Below are 20,296 nucleotides of genomic sequence, written 5' to 3' on the forward strand. Positions count from 1 at the left end.
CAGCTGGTGGGACAATGGAAAATTTCGACGTTGCGGTATTGATTCCCTGCTACAACGAGCAGGCGGCGATTGCCAAGGTGGTGGCCGACTTCCGCCTGAGCCTGCCTGCGGCAAGGATCGTGGTGCTGGACAACAACTCCAGCGACCGCACTGCCGAGATCGCACTTCAGGCGGGGGCCGAGATTGTGCGGGTGTCATTGCAGGGCAAGGGAAACGCGGTCCGGCGCGGCTTTGCCGATATCGATGCGGATGTGTATGTACTGGTCGATGGCGACGACACCTACGAGGCCGCTGCGGCGCCCGGTCTGATCCGCAAGTTGATCGAGGAGCGTCTGGATATGCTGGTCGGTGCACGGCGTGATCAGCAGGCGGCTGCGTATCGGCCCGGACATCGGCTGGGGAACATGCTGTTGACGCGTTGCGCCGGCTTCCTGTTTGGCCGCAGCTTCGATGACATGCTGTCCGGTTACCGCGTCTTCTCCAGGCGCTATGTGCATTCCTTTGCCGCCCATGCACATGGGTTCGAGATTGAAACCGAACTGGCTGTGCATGCGCTTCAGCTGCGCATGCCGGTGGCCGAGGTGGATACCGTATATGGCGTGCGTCCGGAAGGCTCGCACAGCAAGCTCAATACCTGGCGCGACGGCTGGCGCATCCTCTGTACGATCGCCAAGCTGTTCAAGGCCGAGCGGCCGCTGCTGTTCTTCTCGATTGGTTTTGCGCTGGCTGAACTGCTGTCACTCGGACTGGCGATTCCACTGTTCCAGACCTATCTCGAAACCGGGATGGTGCCGCGTTTTCCCACCGCAATACTGTGTGTGGCCTTGGCGTTGCTGGGGTTCTTGCTGCTTGCGTGCGGCCTGATCCTCGATACCGTGACGCGTGGGCGTGTCGAGGCAAAGCATCTGGCGTATCTGTCGGTGTCGAGAGGAACCGCGGTTGGTTCCGGTGATCGCCGGTGAGCGCGCAGCGGGCGGTGCATGCCGCAGGTTCCAGACACCGCTTTCTGGCCGCCGTTGAGCGGCGGTTCGCGTTCAACTCCCGTGCAAACATGGTGGCCGCGACGCTGTTTGTGTCGTTGCTGGGGGGCTGCGTGTCGCTGTGGCTGGGGCAGGATGCCAATTGGGATCTGCGCAACTACCACCTCTACAACGGATATGCCGCTTTGCATGGCCGGCTCGCGCTGGATCTGGCGCCGGCGCAGATGCAGAGCTACTTCAGTCCGCTGCTTGATATTGCCCAGTACCTGTTGCTGACCGGCATGCCGGGTGCGCTGTCGGGATTTTTGATGGGCGTGCTGCATGGCCTGTTGTTCCTGCCGGCTGCAGGTATCGCATGGTGCGTGCTGGACGGGCGGAAAGAGCGCGCGTGGCTGGCGCCGTTACTGGCTTTGTCCGGCTTGTGCATGGGCGCGGTCCTGTCGGAATTCGGCAACACCATGGCCGATAACACCACCGCTCTGTTTGTGCTGTGCAGCGTATGGTGGGTGCTGCGTATGCAGGCTGGGACGGCCTTGCCTCGCCCTGGCCACGGCTGGCTGCTGGCCGGCGCGTTGATCGGATTTGCGGTCGCGTTGAAGTTGACCAATGCCATCTATGCGGTAGGGCTGGCGGCCGCAGTGCTGGCCGGGCCCGGGCATTGGATATCCCGTTTTCGCGCGTTGCTGCTGGTGACTCTGGCGGCAATGGTGGTTGCCGTGCTGTCGGTGGGCTGGTGGTACTGGCAAGTCTGGCAGCAGTTCGGGAATCCGCTGTTTCCGCAGTTCAACGCGTTGTTCCAGTCGCCGCTGGCAGCGCAGGGTTCCATTGGCGACACACGTTGGTTGCCGGAGGGTTTCGCCGAGCATCTGGCGTGGCCGCTGCTGTTCACCTTCGATCCCAAGCGGATCAGTGAAGTTTCCCTGACGTCGGGCATCTGGGCGATGTTGGCGGTCGCCATGTTCCTGCTGTTGGCCCGGCGCCTGCTGGGTAGGCGTGAGGGCGGTGGGGTGGTGTTTGCGCCCGTACTGCGCAGCCTGGTGGTGTTCTTCGTCGTTTCCTACCTGTTGTGGCAAACCCTGTTCAGTATCCATCGCTACCTGGTGGCACTGGAACTGATCGCGCCGCTGCTGCTGTGGTGTGCCTGTGTGGCGCTGCGGCCTTCACCCCGGGGCATGCGGATGGGGGGATGGGCGATAGGCGTGTGTGTGTTGATTTCGCTGGCCGGCTGGGGCAACTGGGGCCATGAGCGCTGGGCATCCAATGCGTTCGAAGTGCAGCAACCGCGTATCGATTCCCCCGGGGAGAGCGTTGTGCTGCTGGTCGGTGGCGATCCGCAGGCGTGGCGGGTCGCGTTTCTGCCACGTTCTGTGCGATACGCCGCGGTCGCGTCGAATTTTCCGGAGTCCGAGGGCTACCGCGCGCACTTGCGGCAGATGCTTCTAGACCGCCCACAGCAGTTTGCGATATTCCCCGGTTCCTCGGACAAGTTGGCGGCCCGGTTCGAGAGTCTGAATGCCAAAGTGGCGATGGCCGGGCTGGATCGCGAATCCGATTGCGCGAAATTGCGCTGGCTGACGCGCAGGTTGAAGGGGTTGCGCTCCGATGTACACGTCACTGATGGGCGGTGCGTACTGATCCCGCGCAATGGCGCATTGCAGAGTGTCATGGAAGCCGAGGCGGAGCAGCGCGTCTTGGCGCAATCGCGATTGGCCGCCTACGGCTTGATGCTTGTGCCCGGGTCCTGCATCACCTTGACATCGCGTATTGGACAGGGGCAGTTCCCCTATCAATGGTGTCGTCTGACTCCCGCGCGGTGATGGCGGGGAGGGGGCTCAGGGCAGCTGATAGCCCGCCTTGCGCAGCAGCTGCGCAAGGCGGATGAGAGGCAGTCCGATCAGGGCCGTGGGGTCCTGATTGTCGATCGCCTCGAACAGGCTGATGCCCAAGCCTTCGCATTTGAAGCTGCCGGCACAATCCAGCGGCTGTTCGGCGGCCACGTAACGCTCGATTTCGGTCTGGCCCAGGGTGCGGAACCGCACGGTGGTGAGATCCAGAGCATGCAGCAGCTCGGCGCCACTGATGACACAGACAGCGGTATGGAATCTGACGGATTTGCCGGACATGGCTGCCAGTTGCGCCAGTGCGGCCTCCGCGGTGCCGGGCTTGCCCAGGGGTTTTCCCTCAAGCTCCGCGACCTGGTCCGAGCCAATGACCCGGCTGTGCGGGTAGTGCGCCGCGACGGCGCGGGCTTTGGCTTCGGCCAGGCGCTGCGCCAAGGCACGAGGCGATTCCCCGGTCAGTGCCGATTCATCCACGTCAGGGCGTGCGCAGCTGAACGGAATCCGCAGTCGAGCAAGCAATTCGGCGCGATAGCGGGAAGTGGAAGCCAGAACCAGTGTTTGCATGCGAAAATACCGTCGGAAAGCACAGGCAGTCTGCGGCTGTGAAGGTCCGCATGGCAACCGGACAACAGGCCGGGTTTGACAGCGGCTTGGGTCATCCTTAACATTCTGCAGCTTATGTCCGCGAACGTACCCGAATTGCTGGATGCTTGGCGGATGGTCGCAGCACGCAGGTGCTTTGACGGCCAGGTGCCTTTGTCCGAATTGACCCGACTGCAGGGTCTGATTGCCGATGCCGAAGGCCAGTGCCGCTATGCATTGGAATTTGGCCGCGACGATACGCTGCAGGTGGCTTATGTCGAGCTGTCCATTGATGTCGAGTTGCCGCTGGTCTGCCAGCGCACCATGCAGCGTTTCCTGCTGCCGGTATCGGTGAAGCAGCGGCTGGGCCTGATCCGCGACGAGGATGAGGAATCTGCGCTGCCTCCGGATTACGAGGCGTTGCTGGTGCCGGAAGATGGCAATCTGCGGCCGCTGGATCTGGTGGAAGACGAATTGGTGCTGGCGGTGCCGGTGGTGCCGTTGTCACCCGGAAGTGAGGCAGTCGAAAAAGACTGGTTCGCGACCGATGCAGAATTGAGCAAGGCCAACCCGTTCGCGGCGCTGGCGGCGTTGAAGAAACAATAGCGGCCGGTTGTCGTCGGCGGTCGCGGCAAAAGCGAAAGTAGTGCAGGACGCTGGCGTCCCGTGCAATTAAACGACGAAGCAAACGAATCGAGTTTGGAGCAATCCCATGGCTGTGCAGAAATCCCGTGTTACCCCGTCCCGCCGCGGCATGCGTCGTGCCCATGACGCCCTGAGCGCCAAGCAGCTGTCCACCGATCCGACCACCGGTGAAGTGCATCTGCGCCACCACATCACTGCTGACGGTTTCTACCGTGGCAAGAAAGTGATCGCGACCAAGTCCTCCTCGGTCGTCGAAGAAGATTGATTCGTGGCGGCCGCTGCGGAAACGTGGCGGTTGTTGCACCGATTCTTCCGGGGCCGCCTTCGGGCGGCTTCGCGCAACAGGAAACAGCATGAGCAAGCGGATTTATTCGCGGATCGCGGGCACAGGTAGTTATCTGCCCGAGAAAGTGTTGACCAATGACGATCTGACCAAGATTGTCGACACGACCGACGAGTGGATTCAGTCGCGTACGGGTATCCGTGAGCGGCATATCGCTGCCGAAGGCGAAACCACCGGTGATCTGGGCTACAACGCGGCGGTTCGCGCGTTGGAAGCGGCCGGCATCGAGGCTTCGCAGCTGGACATGATCATCGTGGGTACGACCACGCCTGATCTGATTTTCCCGTCTACCGCCTGCCTGATCCAGGCGCGTCTTGGCGCGACCGGTTCGGCGGCGTTCGACGTTAATGCGGCGTGTTCGGGCTTCATCTTCGCCCTGAGCGTGGCTGACAAATTCATCCGCAGCGGCGATGCCAGGCATGTGCTTGTGATCGGTGCGGAAACCCTGACCCGGATCGTCGACTGGGAGGATCGCACGACCTGCGTCCTGTTCGGCGATGGGGCCGGTGCCGTCGTGCTCAAGGCCGACGAAGAAACGGGCATTCTCAGCACCCATCTGCATGCCGATGGCAGCAAGAAGGAGTTGCTGTGGGATCCGGTGGGGGTGTCCACGGGTCTGGACAAGCCCGGCAAGATCCTGATGAAGGGCAACGACGTGTTCAAGTACGCCGTCAAGGCGTTGGACTCGGTGGTGGACGAAGCCCTGCAGGCCAACGGTCTGGACAAGTCCGCACTGGATTGGCTGGTGCCCCATCAGGCCAATCTGCGCATCATCGAGGCCACGGCCAAGCGCCTGGAGATGTCGATGGACCAGGTGGTGGTGACTGTGGACAAGCACGGCAACACGTCCGCCGGTTCGGTGCCATTGGCACTGGATGTGGCGGTCCGTTCCGGGCGGGTCCAGCGCGGCCAGCTGGTGCTGGTGGAGGCCTTCGGTGGCGGCTTCACCTGGGGCTCGGCGCTGCTGCGCTACTAATTCCACGCCCGGTCGCAGCACAGGCGTCTTGCCTGTGCGCATCGAACAGCCTGTCGCCTGCGACGGGCTGTTTGCTTTTTGGGCAAATGCGCGGCGGATATGCCGGCAGATCATTCCGGCGTTGTGCCGGACTTGCTGAATTGGTGCTTGCATACGCGCCAGTACAGACGGGTGGCGATGTTCGCGCTTATGATGCCCGGCTTCGATTTATCTGGCGGATGACCGCGTGACTGATTCCCGACTTGCTTTCGTGTTCCCGGGCCAGGGCTCCCAGTCGCTGGGGATGCTGGCCGAACTGGCCGAGCTGAACCCGCAGATCCGTGAAACCTTTGCCGAGGCTTCCGAAGGCGCAGGGGTCGACCTGTGGGCGCTGTCGCAGGGCGGGCCGGACGAGCAGCTCAACCGCACCGAGTTCACCCAGCCGGCACTGCTGGCGGCAAGCATCGCGGTGTGGCGCCTGTGGAATGCGCAGGGCGGCGCCAAGCCGACCGTGCTGGCCGGCCACAGTCTGGGGGAATACACCGCGCTGGTTGCGGCTGGCGCGTTGACGCTGCGCGATGGCGCGCATCTGGTGCGCCTGCGTGGCCAGCTCATGCAGGACGCGGCTCCGGCAGGCGTTGGTGCGATGGCGGCGGTACTGGGCGCTGAGGATGCGCTGGTGCTGGAGGTCTGCGCCGAAGCCGCCGGCAGTCAGGTGGTGGTGCCGGCCAATTTCAACTCGCCCGGCCAGATCGTCATCGGCGGCGATGCCGCTGCAGTGGATCGCGCGCTGGCGTTGCTGGCCGAGAAGGGCGTGCGCAAGGCGGTGAAGCTGGCGGTCAGTGTGCCGTCGCATACGCCGCTGATGCGTGAGGCCGCCAACCGTCTGGCTGAAGTGATGGCCGGGCTGGATTGGCGCGCACCGCAGTTGCCGGTGGTGCAGAACGTCGATGCCCGGGTGCATGACGGCGTGGACGCGATCCGCCAGGCGCTGGTGCAGCAGCTGTACCAGCCGGTGCAGTGGACCGGTTGCGTGCAGGCGCTGGCGGCACAGGGTGTCAATCGCGTCGCCGAATGCGGCCCGGGCAAGGTGCTGACCGGCTTGATCAAGCGCATCGACAAAAGCATAGACGGCCGTTCGCTCGCCACGCCGGCCGATTTCGCCGGCGCGCTGGAAGAGTGGGCACAGTGATCCAACCGGTTCGGGGCGCGCTCTGCCCCGGCCATGACCGGGGACCGCCGACGGCGGCCTCGCAGGAAAGAGGAAACAGCATGAGCAAGCCATTGCAGGGTGAAATCGCGCTCGTCACCGGCGCCAGCCGGGGTATCGGTGCCGCTATTGCCGACGAGCTGGCCGCGCAGGGTGCCACCGTCATCGGTACGGCGACCACCGAGTCCGGCGCCGCCGCCATCGGTGAACGTCTGGCCGCGCAGGGTGGCCACGGCCGCGCGCTGAACGTGACCGAGCCGGGCGCGGTGGATGCGCTTATCGAGGCGGTGGGCAAGGAGTTCGGCGCCATCACCATTCTGGTGAACAATGCCGGCATCACCCGCGACAACCTGCTGATGCGCATGAAGGACGAGGACTGGCAGGCCATCCTCGATACCAACCTGACCAGCGTCTACCGCACCTCCAAGGCGGTGATGCGCGGGATGATGAAGGCGCGCAAGGGCCGTATCATCAACATCGCTTCGGTCATCGGCGTGACCGGCAATGCCGGCCAGGCCAACTATGCCGCCGCCAAGGCCGGCATCATCGCCTTCTCCAAGTCGCTGGCCAAGGAAATCGGCAGCCGCGGCGTAACCGTCAACGTGGTCGCGCCGGGCTTCATCGATACCGACATGACCAAGGACCTGCCCGAGGACGCCAAGGCGGCGATGCTCGGCCAGGTCGCACTGGGCCGCCTCGGTCAGCCGGCCGATATCGCCCATGCGGTCAGCTTCCTGGCAGGCCCGGCAGCCAGCTACATCACCGGCGAAACCCTTCACGTGAATGGCGGCTTGTACATGCCGTAAGCGTGTGGCGCACGGACTGCGCCCAAGTGATTGATCGCCGATGCTTTTTTGCCGGAATGCATGGCTGCGGCGGTTTCCACTACACTATCCCACGGCCATCCCTAGGGGATGGCGTCTTTTGAACCACTACTCCATCTGGAGCGATATCCAATGAGCACCATCGAAGAACGCGTCAAGAAGATTGTTGTCGAGCAGCTTGGCGTCAAGGAAGAGGAAGTCACCACCAGCGCATCGTTCGTCGATGACCTGGGCGCAGACTCGCTGGACACCGTCGAGCTGGTGATGGCGCTGGAAGAAGAGTTCGAGTGCGAAATCCCGGACGAGGAAGCCGAGAAGATCGGTACCGTCCAGGCTGCCATCGACTACGTCAAGGCGCACGTCAAGGCGTAATTGGTGCCTGACAAAACGCGGTTGGCATGTGTGTCGGGCCGCGTTGCAAATCCATGGGGCCGCTGATGCGGCCCTGTGCTTTTAAGCTTCAATCTCCCCGCGAGCGGGGCCAGGAGAATCCGCAATGAGTCGTCGCGTCGTCGTTACCGGCATGGGCATGGTTTCGCCGCTGGGCAATGATCTGGCCAGCAGCTGGGAAGGCATCATCAATGGCCGGTCGGGCATTGGCCCGCTGACGAACGTTGCAGAGAATTATCTGGAACGTTTCACCACCAAGATCGCAGGTGAGGTCAAGGATTTCGACATCACCGCCGACAATCCCCTGTTCGGCAAGTACCGGGTCAGTGGCAAGGATGCCAAGAAGATGGACCCGTTCATCCATTACGGCCTGGGTGCCGCCTTCATGGCGCTGCACGACTCGGGTCTGGAAATCACCGAGGCCAACGCCGAGCGCATCGGCGCCATTGTCGGCGCGGGTATCGGCGGCCTGCTGGGCATCGAGGAACAGACCATCGAGTTCCACGAGGGCAAGAAGATCTCGCCCTTCTACGTGCCCAAGACCATCATCAACATGCTGCCGGGCCAGCTGAGCATCATTGCCGGGCTCAAGGGTCCGTCGTTCTCGGCCGTTTCCGCCTGCGCCACGTCCAACCATTCCATCGGTACGGCGATGCGCATGATCCAGTACGGCGATGCCGACGTGATGGTCGCCGGTGGCGCCGAGCGTGGCTCCTCGCCGACCGCACTGGGCGGCTTCTGCGCGATGAAGGCGATGTCCACCCGCAATGACGCGCCGGAAAAGGCTTCGCGTCCGTGGGACAAGGATCGTGACGGCTTCGTGCTGGGCGACGGTGCCGGGATCCTGATCCTGGAAGAGTACGAGCACGCCAAGGCGCGCGGCGCCCGCATCTACTGCGAGCTGGCCGGCTTTGGCGCCAGCTCCGACGCCTACCACATGACCGCGCCGAGCGAGAACGGCGAAGGCGCCGCCCGCTGCATGGTCGCGGCGATGAAGGACGCCGGCGTCACCCCGGAGCAGGTGGGCTACCTCAACGCGCACGGCACCTCCACGCCGCTGGGCGACCTGGGCGAGACCATGGCGATGAAGACCGCCTTCGGTCAGCACGCCTACAAGCTGCTGGTGAGCTCGACCAAGTCGATGACCGGCCACCTGCTCGGCGCGGCTGGCGGCGTGGAAGCGATCTTCTCGGTCAAAGCGCTGGAGACAGGCATCATCCCGCCGACGATCAACCTGGAAGAGCCCGGCGAAGGCTGCGATCTGGACTACGTGCCGAATGTGGCCCGCAAGGCGCAGGTGGACGTGGTGATGTCCAACGGCTTCGGCTTCGGCGGCACCAACGGCACGCTGGTGTTCAAGCGGATCTGATGTACGGCCTTTAAGCCTCTCTCCCGCGTGCGGGAGAGGGGTTGGAACGAGGGCGGTGCGAAGCGGCTTTACCGAACCACCCGGTTGGTGACAACGATTTTCACCCAGACCGGCGCGTGGCGAGGCGTTCGTCAGCATGGCGCCTGGGGGTGTATTGAGGCGCCCCTCCTCTGCGCCTTCCGGGCATTTTCGCCCCGAGGGTGAAGGCGAAACCGGCCTCCCTGACTTCTTCTGGGTTCACGATGCATATCCTTCCCCTGCACGCCGATATCGATCTGCTGGCGCTGCATCGGCTCGCACCGCATCGCTATCCGGTCCTGCTCGAATCCACCGCCGCCGGCAAGCTCGGCCAGTGGGACATGCTGCTGATCGCCACCGGTGGCCAGCTGCTGCTCAATCCCGACGGCCGCCTGCAACGCGAAGACGGCAGTGTGGTCGAAGGCGACTTTCTCTCTGCTCTCGATCGCGACTGGCGGGCCCTGCGCCAAGCCCGCAACCCGATGGAAGCGGACCTCCCGTTCCATGGCGGCTGGGCCTTGCTGCTCGATTATGAGCTGGCGCAACAGGTTGAACCGATCCTGCAGCTGCCACAGCGCAGCGACGGCCTGCCAACTGCGATCGCACTGCGCTGCCCGGCAGCGGTACTGCGCCAGCGCGACAGCGGCCGCTGCATCGCGATCGCCGAGGATGACGCCGCAGACCTGCTCGGCCAGCTCCAGCATGATCAGGCCGAAGCCGCCCAGCTGCCGCCCTTGCCGCACTGGAAGGGGCCAGTCGCGCTCAAGGAAGACCCCGGCGAGCGTTTTACCGGGGGCGTGCACAAGGTCATCGACTACCTGCATGCCGGCGACGTGTTCCAGGTGAACCTGTCCCGCCGCTGGCAGGCACAGTTCGACGCGCCGCTCGCGCCCGAAGCGCTGTACGCGCGGCTGCGCACCGCCAATCCGGCGCCGTTCGCCGGCCTGTTCACCGCGGCCGGGCGGGCGGTGGTCAGTTCCTCGCCGGAACGGCTGGTGTCGGTCACCGGCGATCTGGTGCAGACACGGCCGATCGCCGGGACCCGCGCGCGCTTTGCCGGCGACGACGATGCCGCGCGCATCCAGGAGCTGGTCGGCCACCCGAAGGAGCGTGCCGAGCACGTGATGCTGATCGATCTGGAACGCAACGATCTGGGCCGCATCGCCGCGCCGGGCAGCGTCGAGGTCGATGAGCTGATGGTTGTGGAAAGCTACGCGCACGTGCACCACATCGTGAGCAATGTGCGTGCCCGGCTGCGCCCGGAAGTGACGCCGGGCCAGGTGATCGCCGCCACGTTCCCCGGCGGCACCATCACCGGCTGCCCGAAGGTGCGCTGCATGGAAATCATCGCCGAGCTGGAACAGACCGCGCGCGGCGCCTATACCGGCGCCTTCGGCTGGCTGAATCGCGATGGCGACATGGATCTGAACATCCTGATCCGTACCGCCGAGGTCGCCGGCAACCTGGCAACGTTCCGCACCGGGGCCGGCATCGTGGTGGATTCGGAGCCGGACAAGGAGCTGGAGGAGACCCGGGCCAAGGCGCGCGGCCTGTTGCGGGCGCTGGAGCCGCTGCAATGAACAGCGTTTTGGCCGGGGCTGGCACGCGCGCGGTATCCTGCGCGCCGGTCTTGTTGAAACGGAGTGGCCATGGCGGGTGCTAAGCGCGGTTGTCTGGTGGTGCTGGCAGCGTTGCTGCTGCTGGTGGTGCTGGCAGGTGCCGTGGCGGCGTGGCTGTGGCAGCGTCAGAGCAGCTTCGCCTCCCTGCCGCTCACGCCAACCGCGCAGAGCGTGACCGTCGCGTCCGGTGATTCCTTTGGCACGGTGCTGGCCAAGTTGCGGGCGGCTGGTGTCGATGAAGGTGCGGATCTACAGTGGCAGCTTTTGGCGCGTGAACTGGACGCGGCCGGCAAGCTGAAGGTGGGCGAGTATTCGCTGGATCCCGCGTTGACTCCGCGTGAGCTGCTGCTGCGCATGCGCCAGGGCAAGGTGCTGCAGTACCGCGTCACCATTGTCGAAGGCTGGAACATCCGCCAGCTGCGCGCCGCGCTCAAGCGCGCGCAGCCGTTGCAGCAGGCGACCGCTGATATGAGTGATGCCGAGTTGATGGCGGCGCTGGGCTTTGCCGGTGAGCATCCGGAAGGCCGCTTCCTGCCGGAAACCTATATCTACCAGCGCGGTGACAGCGACCTGGATGTGCTGGGGCGGGCGCATGCGGCGATGGAGAAGGAGCTGGCTGCAGCCTGGGCCGGCCGCGCCGAGGGCCTGCCGTTGAACTCGCCATACGAGCTGCTGACGCTGGCCTCGATCATCGAGAAAGAGACCGGTCTGGCCAGCGAGCGCCCGCAGATCGCCGGGGTCTTCATGCGGCGGTTGAAGATGGGCATGCGCCTGCAGACCGACCCGACGGTGATCTATGGCATTGGCAGCGCCTACGATGGCAACATCCGCCGCAGCCATCTGACCACTGATACGCCCTACAACACCTACACCCGCGCTGGCCTGACGCCGACACCGATCGCCATGCCCGGACGCGACGCGCTGCAGGCCACCGCGCATCCGGCACCCGGTGATGCGCTGTACTTCGTCGCGCTGGGTGACGGCAGCGGCGCCCATGAATTCTCTGCCACGCTCGGCGAGCACAACGCCGCCGTGGCGCGCTACCTGCAGCGGTTGCGCGCCAGGAACAGCCAGGCAGTACAACAATGAATCACGCGTTGCTGTGGCATTCGCCGTGCATCCGCATGGAAGAGGGCGAGGGGGCCGACAGGGCCAGGGCGGTCAACGCCCTGGGCGATTTGCTGCGTGAGCGGAATGACCCGCAGCCCTCCTGCCTGACCGGGGCAGGCAGGAAGGCTGGTGCCGCCGCGCAGCGGCGCGATGCGGTAGCCCGCGTGCATGCACAGAGCACCCTGGCATGAGCGATGCCTTCGCCCCGTGGCAGCAACGCGCCTATGACCAGACCGTGGCCGCACTTGATGCAGGCCGTCTCGGGCATGGCTTGCTGCTATGCGGGCCGGCCGGAATGGGCAAACGCGCGGTGGCGCTGAAGCTTGCCGAACACGTGCTCAATTACGGAGTCGAGACGGCTGGGCGGCAGCGCAATGCACAGTTGATCGCCGCCGGTACGCATCCGGATCTGCAACTCACCTCGTTCATTCCGAACAAATCCGGTGACAAGTTGCGCACCGAGATCGTGATCGAGCAGATCCGCGAGATTTCCCAGAAGCTGGCGCTCACCCCGCAGTACGGCGTGGCCCAGGTGGTGATCGTCGATCCCGCCGATGCGATCAACCGTTCGGCCTGCAATGCCCTGCTCAAGACGCTGGAGGAGCCCTCGCCTGGCCGCTATCTGTGGCTGGTCAGTGCCGATCCGGCGCGGCTGCCGCAGACCATCCGCAGCCGCTGCCAGCGCCTGGAGTTTCGCCTGCCGCCGCGCGAGGAGGCGTTGGCCTGGCTGCAGGGCAAGGGCTATACCGAAACTGTGGCACGTGAGGCGCTGGAGGCCGCGCGCGGCCACCCCGCGCTTGCCGACCAATGGCTGCAGGGCGAGGGCATGGCGCTGCGTCGGCAGGTGGCCTCCGAACTGGAGCAGCTGCTGGCCGGCAAGCTGGGCAGCGTCGAGCTGGCCCAGCGCTGGACAGCGGACGGACATGCGGATCTGCGCTTGCGCCATGCCGCCGATCTGGCCCTGAAAAAGGCCGCCGACGGCTTGACCGATCCGGCCCGATTGAACAAGCTGGCTGCCTGGTTCGATGCCGCCAACCGTACCCGCGACCTGTTGCGTACCACCGTGCGAGCCGATCTGGCGGTGGTGGAACTGCTGCTGGCGTGGGGCGCGGTCAACCAGGTGCAATCCAAGGGGACTATTCGATGAGTGCGATCAACGCCCGCCAGGGCATTCTTTCGCTGGCGGTCAAGGACAAGGCGGCGCTGTACAGCGCGTACATGCCGTTCGTGAAGAACGGCGGCGTGTTTGTGCCCACGTCCAAGCGTTATTTCCTCGGTGACGAGGTGTTCCTGCTGCTGACGCTGCCCGATTCCAGCGAGCGCCTGCCGGTGGCGGGCAAAGTGGTCTGGGTCACGCCGCTGGGCGCGCAGGGCAACCGCCAGGCCGGTATCGGCGTGCAGCTGGCCGATGGTGCCGACGGCGAGGCGATCCGCAACAAGATCGAGACGCTGCTGGCCGGAACTTCCAGCTCCGACAAGCCGACACAGACGATGTGAAAATTTCTGCAGGAAACCCGTTGACGTCGCCGCTCAGCTCCCTATAATGAGCGGCTCGCAACACGGGCGGTTAGCTCAGCGGTAGAGCATTGCCTTCACACGGCAAGGGTCGCAGGTTCGATCCCTGCACCGCCCACCACGCGAAACAAGAAAAAGCCGGCCTAGTGCCGGCTTTTTTGTTGCAGTGTCCCTCGGCTTTCCGGGTCGCTCAAGCTATCTTTGCGCGCGGGTCGGATGACCCGTGAAAGGGTAGGGAGGTCGACAAGAGGACATCGTCCGCATCCAGCGGTCATTTCCCTGTCTTGCCGGCCAATAAAAAATGGCGTGCGGAGGTTTGAAGTGGCAAATGGCAAAAGGCTGCGCTTGAGGAGTGTGTTGCGCAGCGTTGGTTGCACGGTGTTGGCGCTGGTGTGTCTGGCGATCGGCATCTGGGGGGGCTTTGCCTTGTGGTTCCACTTCCCGGGCAATGTCGCGGCACGCGTCGCGGCGGTGCTGGTGTGGTGCGTGCCGACGATCTGGGCGATACGCGCCGGCTTCGGGCCCAAGCGTCGCTGGCATTCGCTGGCGGTGTTCGGGGCGTTGTTCGTGCTGATGCTGGTGTGGTGGGCGACCATCGTCCCGCAGCAGGACCGTCAATGGGCCGAGGATGTGGCGCAACCGCTGCGCGCGCGCATCCAGGGTGATCGTCTGGTGATCGACAACGTGCGCAATTTCCACTGGCGCACCGCAGACGACTATGACGTGCGCTGGGAGCCCCGGCAGTACGATCTTTCGCAGGTGCAATCAGCCGATCTGCTGCTGTCCTACTGGATGGGGCCGGCCATCGCCCACACCCTGGTGTCCTTCGGTTTCGCCGATGGCCGCCAGCTGGTGTTCTCGCTGGAGATCCGCAAGGAAAAAGGTGAGCAGTTCTCGGCGCTGGGGGGCTTTTTCCGCCAGTTCGAAGCCGTGCTGGTAGCCGCGGATGAGCGCGATATCGTGCAGGTGCGCAGCAACGTGCGTGGCGAAGATGTCTATCTGTACCGCCTGCATGGCCTGGGTCCGGACAAGTTGCGCGATCTGCTGGGGGCCTATGTCGCCACCGCGCAGCAGCTGCAGCAGGCGCCGCGCTTCTACAACTCGCTGACCAGCAACTGCACCACCGTGGTGTACGAGTTGATGCGCCGGATCGTGCCGGGTCTGCCACTGGATTACCGGCTGCTGTTGTCCGGCTATCTGGCCGGGTATGTCGCCGATGTCGGCGGGCTGACACCGGGCTTTTCCCTGGAACGGCTGCAGCAACTGGGGCGGATCACGCAGCGCGCCCGTGACAACGGTGATGCGGTCGATTTCTCAAGCCGCATACGCGCCGGCGTGCCCGGCATCGGAATTGCTGGAACCCTGCAATGAATCCACCGCGGCTGACTGGAATGCGTCGGCTGCTGCCGATCATGGCGGGGATGGCACTGCTGCTGTCCAGCGGCTGTGCGATGGTGAAGATGAAGTCGGTGAGCAGCACCGACTATGTGATGCTCAAGCGCGACGACATCCTCAACAGTGGCCGGTTGAGCGCGTTGTCGCAGGAAGCGCTGGCGGTGATCGGGCAGACCGCCGGCGAATGCGGCAAGGATCTTCCGGCGTGCCGGCAGTTGGTGGCCGGCAACGAAGGGCTGCAGACCGAACAGCGGCTGTCGACCCTGGCCGAGTTGTGGATGCAGGAGGCGCTGGCGCTCACACCCCAGGCCAAGGGCGGCGAGCCGGTGCAGTTGCCGGCCAATGCGCTGGATGCATGGCTGGAGACCGCGCGTTATTCCTACGCCTACCTGTTCTTCAGTGGCCGTACGCCCGCGCAGAGGGCGCTGGAGGACCGGCTCACGCAGGTGCGTGACTATTACAACCATGCGGCCGAGCAGACCGCGTCGGTGGTGTTCCAGCGTGTCCGCACGCGCGCGCTGGAGGGGGAGGATTTCCTGCGCCCGGTGCAGGTGGATCGCTGGACCATCCGCACCACGCTTGACCAGCTCAACCTGCGCAGCGTTCCCAAACAGCTGGTGGCGGCCTCGTCGGTGAGCTTTGCCGGCCTGCGCAGTTCCTATCGCCGCGACGGCTTTGGTGCGGAGCTGGTGGTGGTGATGGAGTCGCCGCCGCTGGCGGTCCCGCTTGAAGGCGAGAAAGTGGAGTTGCCGGTCTACAGCGAAATGCCGGCGCTCAATGCCACCGCCGTGCTGAACTTCGAAGGCGATACGCTCGAGCAGGTGCTGACCACGCGCACGATCCAACTCAAGGCGTATTCGCCCGACATCACCACCAGCATCACCCTGCACGGGCAGGAGGTGCCGCTGGCGGCCAATTTCACCGCTGCCTATGGACTGTGGCTTGCCCAGTCGGGATTTGCCACCGAGTCGCTGCGCACACTGTTCGGCCGCGGCGAGGGCATCCGCGAGCCGCATATCTACCTGATGCAGCCCTACGACCCGGACCGGCGCATCATCTTCATGCTGCACGGCCTGGCCAGCAGTCCGGAGGCCTGGGTGAACCTGGCCAACGAGATCATGGGGGATCCGCAGATGCGCAAGCACTACCAGGTGTGGTCGGTGTACTACCCGACCAACGCGCCGATCGCCTTGAACCGCTACACCATCAGCAACGCCTTCAACCGCACGCTGCGTAATTTCGATCCGAAGGCCACGGCCGCCGCGTCGCATGACATGGTGTTCATCGGCCACAGCATGGGCGGTGTGCTCGCACGGCTGATGCTCAGTGATTCGGGCGAGGTGTTGTGGAAGGACACGGTGGAACGCTACAACCTGCGCGGTGAGCGCCTGAAGCGGGTGGAGGCCAAGCTGGGGCCGGTGATGCACTTCACCCCGCAGCCCAACGTGCAGCGCGCGATTTTCCTGGCGGCCCCGCACAGGGGAACCGATGCGGCCGGCAATCGTCTGGGACGCATGATCGGCAAACTGGTGCGGCTGCCGCTGACCCTCCTCGGTGCATTCGGTGATGCGTTCATGGCCTTGCAGAACCCGGAGGAGGACGGCGGGAAGCCCAGGGAGCCGCGCATCAGCAACAGCATCGACAACCTCAAGGCCAGTGATCCGTTTATCGAAGTTTCTTCGGCTTTGCCGATGGTGCCTGGCCTGAAGTACCACTCCATCATCGCCAAGCGTAAAGCCGAGGTGGCCACGGCCGACTCGGACGATGGTCTGGTGCCGTACTGGAGCGCGCATCTGGATGGCGCGTTGTCGGAGAAGGTGATCGTGTCCGGGCACAGCGTGCAGGAAACGCCCGAGGCGGTGCTGGAAGTGCGCCGCATCCTGCGCGAGGACCTGCACCAGGTCGATGGTGTGCCGCTGCACTGAGCGGTTAATCCCAGGCCCGTGCCGCGCAATCGAAAAGGCCACCGACAGGTGGCCTTGGTGTTTCAGATTTCCGCTTCGATCCCCGGCATCGCCAGACGCGAGCGGGTCAGGGCCATGCCGAGGTTGGCGGTGCGGCGGCAGACGAACACCATCACGTAGTCCGGGTAGCGCTTGCCACGCATGAAGATGTGGATCAGGTTTTCGCTGTTGACGATGATTTCCTGGAAGTAGTGCGCGCCTTCCTGCTCCTGCAGGCCGCGTGCGCGGCGGAACATCTGCTCGATGCTGCGGATGTTCGGGCCCTGGTACAGGTCGGCGGTGGCCGCGGCGACCAGGTCCAGCACTTCGCGCGGATGCGAATCCACGGTCTTGACCGACAGCAGCATGCCGGAGCTGATATCGACGTAGCCGGCGGCCACGCATTCGGGGATGGAGGCGACGGAATGTTGCAGGGTGCTGTCGAGAGACATCGGGGTGATTCCTGGGGGAGGGAAAGAGGAGGGCGCCAGACCGCGGTGCGGTCCGGTTGCCGGGGGAGTCGAGGACAACAGATACCGATCAGCAGGCGCGGATCAGCAGGTTTTCTTCCAGTGCGTGAAGCAGGTCTTCCTGCTCCTGTGATTGCACGAAGCCCGGTTCGATGGTGCGCAGCCGGCGCAGTGCCTCTTCGGCGGTCAGTCCTTCGCGGATCAGCCACGCCGCGAGCACCAGCCCGGTGCGGCCCAGTCCCGCCAGACAATGCACGGCGACGACCTCGCCTTCGCGCAACATCACTTCGATCTTGGCCAGCAGCAGCTTGGCCCATAGCAATGGCGGTGCACCGCGATCGCGAATGCCCAGGTGGTAACTGCGCAAGCCGTGCGGGGCCAGCAGTTCGGCCGGCATCTCGCGTTCGGTCAGATTGACCAGCACGCTGATGCCCATGCCGCGCAGCAGTGCCAGATCGTGATCCATGGCGAACACCACGCCGGGCATCGGACAGCCCGCCAGCTTGCCTGGCACCAGCCAGTGGAAGCCGGTCGGGCCCCGCCGCATGGGAGTGGCCGGCAGCGCGACGGGTATAGGCGGCGGACGTACGCCGAGGGTGTCGGCCGGCGCCTGGTTTGCGCCGGCAGCGGGAACGGGCGCAGCGACATCGTCCGCCAGCTCTTCGGCACGCGCATCCGGCGCCGGCACATGGCAACTGCCGGTGCGCAGGAACTGCGCCAGCACCGGATGCCGCATGTCATTGGCGAAGAATGCGGCGGCAGGCGCATCCACCTGTACCTGGCCGCCGGCCAGCAGGATCGCGCGCGCTGCGATACGCCGCGCCTGCGCTTGATGGTGCAGCGTGATCAGGCAGGTATGGGTGGTGGCCAGTCGCTGGATCAGTGCCAGTACCGCCTCGGTATCGGCCGCATCCAGCTCGCTGGTGGGCTCGTCGATCAGCAGCAAGGGGCTGCCGCTGAGGGCCGCGCGCAGGATCGCCATCTGTCGCGCCAGTCCACGCGGCAGATCGATCACCCGCTGCGACAACTGCGCGACCAGGCTATCGGCGCCCAGGGCGTGCAGCCGGGTGACGACTTCCTCGCGCAGCGCGTGCTGGCTGCTGCCTCCATGCTGCTGGCGCAGCGCGGCACTGAGGTTCTCCAGGACGCTGAAGCCCAGTTCGCGTGGCTGCTGGTGCACCAGCGCCGGCGGGCGGGCGGCCGCCGGCAGTGGCTGGCCCTGGAACAGCATTTGGCCCCAGCGCTCGCCGTGGGCGTTGTGCTGACCGGACAGCGCCTGCAGCAGCGACGACTTGCCGGTACCACCCGGGCCCATCAGCACCACGATGCCCGGGCCATCGATCACCATATCGATCGATGCCAGCACCGTCCGGCGGCCACGGCTCATGCCCCAGCCTTGCAGCTGCAGCAGTGGAGGAGGGGATTTTTGCATGGGAAAAGACGTCATTTATCCGGCGCGGCCGCATCCATGGGCACGAGCGGAAGAGGGAAAGGGGGCCAGTATGGTGGGCCTCACTCCCATGTCAATTTGAGCCTTGCGTGAGCTGCGTCAAATTCTATGAATGGGGGTGGAGCCGCCACCGCCCCGTATGCACTGGATTACGGGACTGATTTGAAAGGGAAATTGTGGAAGCTGTAGCGCCGATTACAGGCGCGCAGGCGGAGGTCGCAACGCGCGGCCGGGCGTGATCGGCGGTTTCGGCAGTATTCAGAAACTTCGTTCGAAACCCACTTTCCCCTGGCCGGCGGTGGCACGTACCTGCAGTTCCACCCGAAGCTGGTCGTGGGGCCGCGCCTCCAGCAAACCGATCAGATCGGTGTACGGTCCCGTGCGTACCGCGCGCAATGCCACGTGCTGGCGCCTGCCCGACAGGTCGGTGGCCGTCGCGATCACATCGCCTTCGGCGGGCAGCTCCTGGTTGTCGCTGCGCTCGCGCAGCGCCACCACCAGCAAGGCGTGGTTGGCTTCGCGTTTGATCTCATAGCTGCGTGCCACCGCTTCGTTCATTGCCAGCGTTGGGAACAGGTTGTAGTGCACGCGCAGCGGACCCAGATCGGCATGGGCAGGTGCGGCTTGCGCGCGCGTTGCCGCCTGCGGTGGGGGTTGCCCGGAGCAGGCGGGCAGGCCGATGAGCAGCCCGGACAGCAGCAGTGGAATGCATCTGGACATGGCAGGTTTCCTCGGGCGGGTTGCCGGTGGGCTGCACGCGCAGGTACGCAGGCTCAATCGTTGGCGGCCGACAGGTCCCGCCCGCGGCGCGCGGCGGCTTCGATGGCCCTGGCGGTCAGAGTCTCAAAGCCCCCGGCCTGCAAGGTTTCGATGGCGGCCTGGGTGGTGCCGCCCGGGGAAGTGACCCGGGCGCGCAGCTCGGCCGGCGCCTCTCCGGCCTCGGTCAACATGCGGGCCGCGCCCAGCACCGTATCCAGCACCAGCGTGCGGGCGGCGTCGGCGGGCAGGCCCTGTTCCAGTGCGGCCGCTTCCATCGCCTCGGCCAGCAGGAACACATAGGCCGGGCCGCTGCCGGAGACGGCGGTCACCGCATCCATCAGTGCCTCACTCTCGATCCAGACGGTGCGCCCGGCACTGGCCAGCACCTGTTCGGCCTGCGCACGTTGCGCCACGGTGACCCGGGCGTTGGCGAACAGGCCGGTAACGCCGGCACCGAGCAGGGCCGGGGTGTTGGGCATGGCACGGACGATGGCACGATCACCGCCCAGCCAGCGGTCCAGCTGGCCGCCGGTGATGCCGGCGGCGATGGAGACGATCACCGGTGCGGCCTGCTGTGCGAGTCCGGCCAGGTCGGCGCAGACCTCACGCATCACCTGCGGCTTGACCGCCATCACCCACAGGGCAGCGCCGGGAACGGCCGCCGCGGCATCGGCGACGGCGGTCACGCCAAAGTCCCGCGCCAGCGCCGTGCGCAATGCCGCGACCGGCTCAGCGACGCGGATGCTGGCCGGGGTCACGCCGCGGCGGATCAGCCCGGCGATCAGGCTGCGGGCCATGTTGCCGCCGCCGATAAAGGCGATGCCGTCGGAAGAAAGGGAAGGTGACGTCGGTGAACCGGTCATGCAAGCCTCGACAGC

Annotated in this window: 21 protein-coding genes and 1 tRNA gene; 17 read left to right on the plus strand and 5 right to left on the minus strand. The window is 65.2% G+C overall.

All coding sequences use genetic code 11. The features are described 5' to 3' along the window. Nucleotides 1-14 precede the first annotated feature (14 nt). Both ACVOMC_RS03935 and ACVOMC_RS03940 read left to right on the plus strand, forming a co-directional pair. The gene (locus tag ACVOMC_RS03935; RefSeq protein WP_481522885.1) at nt 15-962 is read left to right on the plus strand and encodes a glycosyltransferase family 2 protein; all 948 of its coding nucleotides are present in this window, start codon (nt 15-17) and stop codon (nt 960-962) included. After that, nucleotides 959-2,797: a hypothetical protein gene (locus ACVOMC_RS03940; RefSeq protein ID WP_481522886.1), complete on the plus strand. Its 1,839-nt coding sequence runs from the start codon at nt 959-961 to the stop codon at nt 2,795-2,797. The genes ACVOMC_RS03935 and ACVOMC_RS03940 overlap by 4 nt, the downstream gene beginning before the upstream one ends. Before the next feature lie 15 nt (nt 2,798-2,812). Here the strand turns inward: ACVOMC_RS03940 and ACVOMC_RS03945 are convergent, their stop codons facing one another. Then, nucleotides 2,813-3,385 carry a Maf family protein gene (locus ACVOMC_RS03945; RefSeq protein WP_481522887.1) on the minus strand — a complete coding sequence of 191 codons (573 nt, stop codon included), beginning with the start codon at nt 3,383-3,385 and terminating at the stop codon, nt 2,813-2,815. Nucleotides 3,386-3,499: 114 nt separating this feature from the next. On the opposite strand from ACVOMC_RS03945, the gene ACVOMC_RS03950 reads away from it, so the two are divergent. From ACVOMC_RS03950 to ACVOMC_RS04020, 15 genes are all read left to right on the plus strand, one after another. Beyond that, nucleotides 3,500-4,009, plus strand: coding sequence for a YceD family protein (locus ACVOMC_RS03950; protein ID WP_054658549.1), 510 nt, complete (start codon nt 3,500-3,502; stop codon nt 4,007-4,009). A 106-nt stretch (nt 4,010-4,115) separates the two neighbouring features. After that, nucleotides 4,116-4,313, plus strand: a complete 198-nt coding sequence (gene rpmF / locus ACVOMC_RS03955) for a 50S ribosomal protein L32 (RefSeq protein ID WP_054658547.1) — start codon at nt 4,116-4,118, stop codon at nt 4,311-4,313. Between the two features lie 88 nt (nt 4,314-4,401). Beyond that, complete coding sequence (locus tag ACVOMC_RS03960) at nt 4,402-5,367, plus strand: beta-ketoacyl-ACP synthase III (protein ID WP_054658546.1); 966 nt, start codon at nt 4,402-4,404, stop codon at nt 5,365-5,367. Nucleotides 5,368-5,593: 226 nt separating this feature from the next. Further along, entirely contained in the window at nt 5,594-6,538 is a 945-nt protein-coding gene (gene fabD / locus ACVOMC_RS03965) for an ACP S-malonyltransferase (RefSeq protein ID WP_481522888.1), read from the plus strand. Nucleotides 6,539-6,618: 80 nt separating this feature from the next. After that, nucleotides 6,619-7,362: a 3-oxoacyl-ACP reductase FabG gene (fabG, locus tag ACVOMC_RS03970; protein ID WP_481522889.1), complete on the plus strand. Its 744-nt coding sequence runs from the start codon at nt 6,619-6,621 to the stop codon at nt 7,360-7,362. 150 nt (nt 7,363-7,512) lie between these two features. Beyond that, nucleotides 7,513-7,752: an acyl carrier protein gene (acpP, locus tag ACVOMC_RS03975; protein WP_054659808.1), complete on the plus strand. Its 240-nt coding sequence runs from the start codon at nt 7,513-7,515 to the stop codon at nt 7,750-7,752. A 124-nt stretch (nt 7,753-7,876) separates the two neighbouring features. Further along, the gene (gene fabF, locus ACVOMC_RS03980) at nt 7,877-9,139 is read left to right on the plus strand and encodes a beta-ketoacyl-ACP synthase II (RefSeq protein WP_481522890.1); all 1,263 of its coding nucleotides are present in this window, start codon (nt 7,877-7,879) and stop codon (nt 9,137-9,139) included. A 242-nt stretch (nt 9,140-9,381) separates the two neighbouring features. Further along, the gene (locus ACVOMC_RS03985; RefSeq protein ID WP_481522891.1) at nt 9,382-10,737 is read left to right on the plus strand and encodes an aminodeoxychorismate synthase component I; all 1,356 of its coding nucleotides are present in this window, start codon (nt 9,382-9,384) and stop codon (nt 10,735-10,737) included. A 69-nt stretch (nt 10,738-10,806) separates the two neighbouring features. Then, entirely contained in the window at nt 10,807-11,865 is a 1,059-nt protein-coding gene (mltG, locus tag ACVOMC_RS03990) for an endolytic transglycosylase MltG (RefSeq protein ID WP_481522892.1), read from the plus strand. Further along, nucleotides 11,862-12,077 (plus strand): hypothetical protein, encoded by a 216-nt coding sequence (locus ACVOMC_RS03995; protein WP_481522893.1) that lies wholly within the window; start codon nt 11,862-11,864, stop codon nt 12,075-12,077. The genes mltG and ACVOMC_RS03995 overlap by 4 nt, the downstream gene beginning before the upstream one ends. Beyond that, the gene (locus tag ACVOMC_RS04000) at nt 12,074-13,033 is read left to right on the plus strand and encodes a DNA polymerase III subunit delta' (protein ID WP_481522894.1); all 960 of its coding nucleotides are present in this window, start codon (nt 12,074-12,076) and stop codon (nt 13,031-13,033) included. The genes ACVOMC_RS03995 and ACVOMC_RS04000 overlap by 4 nt, the downstream gene beginning before the upstream one ends. After that, nucleotides 13,030-13,383, plus strand: a complete 354-nt coding sequence (locus tag ACVOMC_RS04005; RefSeq protein WP_054659826.1) for a PilZ domain-containing protein — start codon at nt 13,030-13,032, stop codon at nt 13,381-13,383. The genes ACVOMC_RS04000 and ACVOMC_RS04005 overlap by 4 nt, the downstream gene beginning before the upstream one ends. A gap of 64 nt (nt 13,384-13,447) precedes the next feature. After that, a tRNA-Val gene (locus ACVOMC_RS04010) sits at nt 13,448-13,522 on the plus strand. A gap of 266 nt (nt 13,523-13,788) precedes the next feature. Next, nucleotides 13,789-14,772: an Lnb N-terminal periplasmic domain-containing protein gene (locus ACVOMC_RS04015; protein WP_481523063.1), complete on the plus strand. Its 984-nt coding sequence runs from the start codon at nt 13,789-13,791 to the stop codon at nt 14,770-14,772. Further along, nucleotides 14,769-16,721 (plus strand): esterase/lipase family protein, encoded by a 1,953-nt coding sequence (locus ACVOMC_RS04020; protein WP_481522895.1) that lies wholly within the window; start codon nt 14,769-14,771, stop codon nt 16,719-16,721. Before ACVOMC_RS04015 ends, ACVOMC_RS04020 begins: the two co-directional genes overlap by 4 nt. Nucleotides 16,722-16,783: 62 nt before the next feature. Here the strand turns inward: ACVOMC_RS04020 and ACVOMC_RS04025 are convergent, their stop codons facing one another. The 4 genes from ACVOMC_RS04025 to proC form a co-directional block, all read right to left on the minus strand. After that, nucleotides 16,784-17,191 carry a hypothetical protein gene (locus ACVOMC_RS04025; protein WP_054660039.1) on the minus strand — a complete coding sequence of 136 codons (408 nt, stop codon included), beginning with the start codon at nt 17,189-17,191 and terminating at the stop codon, nt 16,784-16,786. Between the two features lie 88 nt (nt 17,192-17,279). After that, complete coding sequence (locus tag ACVOMC_RS04030; protein WP_481522896.1) at nt 17,280-18,641, minus strand: phosphatase domain-containing putative toxin; 1,362 nt, start codon at nt 18,639-18,641, stop codon at nt 17,280-17,282. Nucleotides 18,642-18,917: 276 nt separating this feature from the next. Beyond that, on the minus strand, nt 18,918-19,379 hold the full coding sequence (locus ACVOMC_RS04035) for a DUF4426 domain-containing protein (protein ID WP_481522897.1): 462 nt from the start codon (nt 19,377-19,379) through the stop codon (nt 18,918-18,920). Nucleotides 19,380-19,432: 53 nt separating this feature from the next. Beyond that, on the minus strand, nt 19,433-20,281 hold the full coding sequence (proC, locus tag ACVOMC_RS04040) for a pyrroline-5-carboxylate reductase (protein ID WP_481522898.1): 849 nt from the start codon (nt 20,279-20,281) through the stop codon (nt 19,433-19,435). Nucleotides 20,282-20,296: the final 15 nt, after the last annotated feature.

The sequence above is a fragment of the Stenotrophomonas sp. STEN014 genome, from assembly GCF_056760315.1.

What these genes read in the sequence shown, in the direction of transcription:
- ACVOMC_RS03935 (WP_481522885.1), top strand. Translation starts at nt 15, where the DNA reads ATGGAAAATTTCGACGTTGCGGTATTGATTCCCTGCTACAACGAGCAG.
- ACVOMC_RS03945 (WP_481522887.1), bottom strand. Translation starts at nt 3,385, where the DNA reads ATGCAAACACTGGTTCTGGCTTCCACTTCCCGCTATCGCGCCGAATTG.
- ACVOMC_RS03950 (WP_054658549.1), top strand. Translation starts at nt 3,500, where the DNA reads ATGTCCGCGAACGTACCCGAATTGCTGGATGCTTGGCGGATGGTCGCA.
- rpmF (WP_054658547.1), top strand. Translation starts at nt 4,116, where the DNA reads ATGGCTGTGCAGAAATCCCGTGTTACCCCGTCCCGCCGCGGCATGCGT.
- ACVOMC_RS03960 (WP_054658546.1), top strand. Translation starts at nt 4,402, where the DNA reads ATGAGCAAGCGGATTTATTCGCGGATCGCGGGCACAGGTAGTTATCTG.
- fabG (WP_481522889.1), top strand. Translation starts at nt 6,619, where the DNA reads ATGAGCAAGCCATTGCAGGGTGAAATCGCGCTCGTCACCGGCGCCAGC.
- acpP (WP_054659808.1), top strand. Translation starts at nt 7,513, where the DNA reads ATGAGCACCATCGAAGAACGCGTCAAGAAGATTGTTGTCGAGCAGCTT.
- fabF (WP_481522890.1), top strand. Translation starts at nt 7,877, where the DNA reads ATGAGTCGTCGCGTCGTCGTTACCGGCATGGGCATGGTTTCGCCGCTG.
- ACVOMC_RS03985 (WP_481522891.1), top strand. Translation starts at nt 9,382, where the DNA reads ATGCATATCCTTCCCCTGCACGCCGATATCGATCTGCTGGCGCTGCAT.
- mltG (WP_481522892.1), top strand. Translation starts at nt 10,807, where the DNA reads ATGGCGGGTGCTAAGCGCGGTTGTCTGGTGGTGCTGGCAGCGTTGCTG.
- ACVOMC_RS03995 (WP_481522893.1), top strand. Translation starts at nt 11,862, where the DNA reads ATGAATCACGCGTTGCTGTGGCATTCGCCGTGCATCCGCATGGAAGAG.
- ACVOMC_RS04000 (WP_481522894.1), top strand. Translation starts at nt 12,074, where the DNA reads ATGAGCGATGCCTTCGCCCCGTGGCAGCAACGCGCCTATGACCAGACC.
- ACVOMC_RS04005 (WP_054659826.1), top strand. Translation starts at nt 13,030, where the DNA reads ATGAGTGCGATCAACGCCCGCCAGGGCATTCTTTCGCTGGCGGTCAAG.
- ACVOMC_RS04020 (WP_481522895.1), top strand. Translation starts at nt 14,769, where the DNA reads ATGAATCCACCGCGGCTGACTGGAATGCGTCGGCTGCTGCCGATCATG.
- ACVOMC_RS04025 (WP_054660039.1), bottom strand. Translation starts at nt 17,191, where the DNA reads ATGTCTCTCGACAGCACCCTGCAACATTCCGTCGCCTCCATCCCCGAA.
- ACVOMC_RS04030 (WP_481522896.1), bottom strand. Translation starts at nt 18,641, where the DNA reads ATGCAAAAATCCCCTCCTCCACTGCTGCAGCTGCAAGGCTGGGGCATG.
- ACVOMC_RS04035 (WP_481522897.1), bottom strand. Translation starts at nt 19,379, where the DNA reads ATGTCCAGATGCATTCCACTGCTGCTGTCCGGGCTGCTCATCGGCCTG.
- proC (WP_481522898.1), bottom strand. Translation starts at nt 20,281, where the DNA reads ATGACCGGTTCACCGACGTCACCTTCCCTTTCTTCCGACGGCATCGCC.